Annotated in this window: 1 protein-coding gene; it reads right to left on the bottom strand. The window is 75.4% G+C overall.

All coding sequences use genetic code 11. The features are described from left to right. A partial coding sequence (locus ACFZCP_RS45735) for an SDR family NAD(P)-dependent oxidoreductase (RefSeq protein ID WP_391443184.1) occupies positions 1–4,381 on the bottom strand: 4,381 nt, incomplete at its 3' end. Between the last annotated feature and the right edge of the window lie 58 nt (positions 4,382–4,439).

Here is a 4,439-nt window from a genome sequence, read left to right as displayed (position 1 = left end):
CCCGGTGCTCGAAGGCGGACCGCGTCGTCGTCAACGACCAGGCCAGGTCGGCCGGTTCCAGCTCCGGGCGGGCCGTGACCCACTCGCGCAGCCGGCCCGCCTGCGCGGTCAGGCCCGCGGCGGAGCGGCCCGACACCAGCCAGGCGTTCGGGCCGACGCTCCCGAGGACCGCGGGGGTGTGCCCCTCGCCGCCGGTGGTGTCCGCGGGTACGTCGGTGTCGGTGGATGCGGGGGCCTCTTCGACGATGACGTGCGCGTTGGTGCCGCTGAGGCCGAACGACGAGACACCGGCACGGCGCACCCGGCCGTCGACCGGCCACGGCAGCGGCTGCGAGAGCAGCTTCACCTCGCCGGTGCTCCAGTCCACGTGCGGCGACGGCTCGTCCGCGTACAGCGTCTGCGGCACCGCGCCGTGCCGGAGCGCCAGCACCATCTTGATCACACCGGCCACACCGGCCGCGGCCTGGGTGTGCCCGATGTTCGACTTCACGGAGCCGAGCCACAGGGGCCGGTCCTGAGGGCGGTTCTGCCCGTAGGTGGCGAGCAGCGCCTGCGCCTCGATCGGGTCGCCCAGTCTTGTTCCGGTGCCGTGCGCCTCGACGACGTCCACGTCGGCCGGTGACAGCCGGGCGTTCGCGAGGGCGGCGCGGATGACGCGCTGCTGCGAGGGGCCGTTCGGCGCCGTCAGGCCGTTGGAGGCGCCGTCCTGGTTGACGGCGGTGCCGCGTACGACGGCGAGCACCTGGTGGCCGTTGCGGCGGGCGTCCGACAGCCGCTCCACGACGAGCACGCCCACGCCCTCGGCCCAGCCGGTGCCGTCGGCGTCGGCGGAGAACGCACGGCAGCGGCCGTCGGCCGACAGGCCCTGCTGCCGGGAGAAGTCGATGAAGGTGCTCGGCGTCACCATGACGGTGACACCGCCGGCGAGCGCCAGGGAGCACTCTCCTGACCGGATCGCCTGCGCGGCCAGGTGGAGCGCGACGAGGGACGACGAGCATGCCGTGTCCACCGTGACCGCCGGGCCCTCCAGGCCCATCACGTAGGACACGCGGCCGGAGAGCACACTGGTGGCGTTGCCGGTCATCAGGTGTCCGTCGACCCCGGAGGCGTGCCGGCCGGTGAGGGCCATGCCGATGCCGTAGCCGGAGGCGAAGCCGCCCGCGAACACGCCGGTCGCGCTGCCGCGCAGCGCGCTCGGGTCGATGCCGGCCCGCTCCAGCGCCTCCCAGGACACCTCCAGCAGCAGGCGCTGCTGCGGGTCCATCGCAAGCGCTTCGTGCGGGCTGATCCCGAAGAACCCGGCGTCGAAGTCCGCTGCCTCCCGCAGGAAGGCGCCGGACTGGGTGTAGGAGGTGCCGCTGCTCAGGGCGTCGGGGTCGTAGACGCTCTCCAGGTCCCAGCCGCGGTCCGTCGGGAAGGCGCCGACGGCGTCGCCGCCGGAGGCCAGCAGGTCCCAGAACTCCTCCGGGCTGCCCACGCCGCCCGGGAACCGGCACGCCATGCCGACGATGGCCAGCGGTTCGTCGGCGGCGACCGCGGCGGTGACGGGGGCGGCCTCGGCGGCGCCCGTCTCGACGCCGGTCATCTCGGTGCGCAGGAACTCCGCCAGCACCGCGGGCGTCGGGTGGTCGAAGACCAGGGTGGCCGGAAGGCGCAGGCCCGTCACGGCGTTGAGCCGGTTGCGCAGCTCGACCGAGGTCAGGGAGTCGAAGCCCAGGTCCTTGAACGCCCGCCGGTCCTGCACCGTCTCCGCCGAGGCGTGGCCGAGCACCGCGGCCGCCTCGGCGCGCACCACGTCGGTCAGTGCCCGCTCCTGTTCGGCGCGGCCGAGGCCGGACAGCCGCCGTGCCAGCGCGGCATCGCCCGCGATCTGGGGGGCGGCGGCCACGGCGGACGGGCGGCGGAACTCGGGCAGGTCGCGGACGAGCGGCATCTGCCGGATGTCCGCCGCGCCGGGGGCGGCGGCGAGCTGTGCCCAGTCGACGTCCATCACGGTCACGACAGCGTCCGCGCCGGCCAGGGCCTCGCCCAGTGCGCGGACCGCGAGCTTCGGGTCCATCGGGGGCATCGCGCCCCGCCTGACGCGGGCGCGGACGGCCTCGCTGGTCTCGGCGAAGCCGCCGCCGGCCCAGGCGCCCCAGGCCACGGCGAGACCGGCCAGGCCACGGCCGCGCCGGTTCTCGGCCAGGGCGTCCAGGAAGGCGTTCGCCGCCGCGTAGTTGCCCTGCCCGGCCGTGCCGAGGGTGGATGCGGACGACGAGAAGAGGACGAACGCGTCCAGGTCGAGGCCGGACGTCAGCTCGTCGAGCAGGGCCGCGCCCGTGGCCTTCGCCGCCAGCACCGTCTCCAGTCGTGCGGCGGAGAGCCGGTTCACGACCCCGTCGTCCAGTGCTCCCGCGGTGTGCATCACGCAGGACACCGCGGGGCCGTCGGCCGAGGCCCGGGCCAGCAGCCCGGACAGTTCCGCGCGGCTGCTCACGTCGCAGGCCACGACGTCGACGCGGGTGCCCTGGGCGGCCAGTTCGGCGGCCGTCGCCGCCATGCCCGCCGCCGCGGGGCCGGACCGGCTGGTCAGGAGCACGCGGGGCGCGCCGCGTCCGGCGAGCCACCGGGCGACGTGCCCGGCGATCGCGCCGGTGCCGCCCGTGATGAGCGTCGTACCGCGCGGGGTCCAGGGCTCGGCGTGGGCGCGGGGCCGCGCGGCGCGGGTCAGCCGTCGGCCGAGGATCCCGGCCGCGCGGATCGCGACCTGGTCCTCGCCGCACCCGGACAGCACCGCCACCAGCCGCGCGCCGGCCCGCTCGTCGAGCACGGCAGGAAGATCGATCAACCCACCCCACCGGTCGGGGTGTTCCAGCGCCACGACCCGGCCGAGACCCCACACCTGCGCCTGCACCGGGCTGCTCAGCGCCTCGCCGGGGCCGGCCGCGACGGCGCCGCGGGTGAGCAGCCACAGGGGCGCCTCGATGCCGGAGTCGCCGAGGGCCTGCACCAGGCCCAGGGTCGCCGCAACGCCACCGGACACCACCGGGTGGTCCGGCAGCGGCGTCTCGTCCAGGGCCAGCAGCGACACCACGCCGGAGACGGCGGACGGCTCGGTGCCCTCCAGCGCCCGATCGAGCAGCGCGGCCACGTCGGCGCGCTCCACGCCCGTGGCTCCGGCCTCGGCCACGACGACCTCGGCGCCTCGGGCGCGCAACGCCGCCACGCACCCCTGCACCAGTTCCCCGGCGACCTGCGCGGGGGCCGCGACCAGCCAGACGCCCGACAGCGCGCGGGAGCCGGGCTCGGCCACCGGCGCCCAGCCGGTGCGGTAGCGCCATCCGGCCGTCACCGAACGGTCCTGCTCACGGCGCCGCCACGACGCCAGCGCCGGCAGGAACTCACTCAGCGGACGGTCGCCGTCCACCGCGAGCGTGTCGGCGAGGCGTGTCAGGTCCCCGCCCTCGACGGCCGCCCAGAACCGCGCCTCGGCCTCCGCGCCGTCGCCGCCCGCGACGGCTCCCGTGGGCAGGTGCAGTTCGCCTTCGGGCCAGTAGCGCTGGTGCCGGAAGGCATACGTCGGCAGGCCGACCCGCTCCGCCCTCGGCACCACGGCGGCCCAGTCCACACCCACACCGTGCACGAACACCCGCGCCAGGCCCGTCACCAGGCCCGTGACGCCCTCGTCGTCCCGTCGTTGCAGCGGGACGAACACACCCTCCTCACCACCGACACCGGCCACCGCGTCCGGGCCCAGCGACGACAGCGAACCGTCGGGACCGACCTCGACGAACACCGAGACGCCCTGGGTCGCCAGCGTGCGCACCGCATCGGCGAACCGCACCGCCCCACGCGTCTGCGCCGGCCAGTACCCCGCCCCGCACTCCGTCAACACCTCACCGCTCAACGCACCCGCCCACAGCACCTGCGGCCGCTCGTACGCCAACTCGCCAGCCAGCGCGCCCAGTTCATCCAGGACCCGATCCATCGCCGCCGAGTGGAACGCGTGCGAGACACGCAGCCGCCGCACCCGACGACCCCGCTCCCGCCAGTACTCCACCACCTGCTCGACCTGAGCCGTCTCACCGGAGACCACCACCGACTCAGGACCGTTCACCGCCGCGACCGACACCCCCGACAGCTGCTCCAGCCCGGCAAGCACATCAGCCTCAGGAGCACCCACCGCCGCCATCGCCCCGCCACCCGGCAACCCCTGCATCAGACGGGCCCGCGCCGCCACCAGCCGGCACGCATCCGCCAGCGACAACACCCCCGCCACATACGCGGCCGCCACCTCACCCACCGAATGCCCCACCACCGCATCCGCCACCACACCCGCCGCCCTCAACACCGCAGCCAGCGCGACCTCGAACGCGAACAGACCCGCCTGCGCATACAACGTCTGATCGGCCAGAGCCTCATCGACACCGTCAACACCCAGGACGACGTCCCGGACC

The sequence above is a fragment of the Streptomyces sp. NPDC007971 genome (assembly GCF_042958635.1).
Lineage (GTDB): Bacteria > Actinomycetota > Actinomycetes > Streptomycetales > Streptomycetaceae > Streptomyces.
The sequence above is the reverse complement of the archived record's forward strand: the minus strand, read 5'-3'. Positions and strand labels throughout refer to the sequence as shown.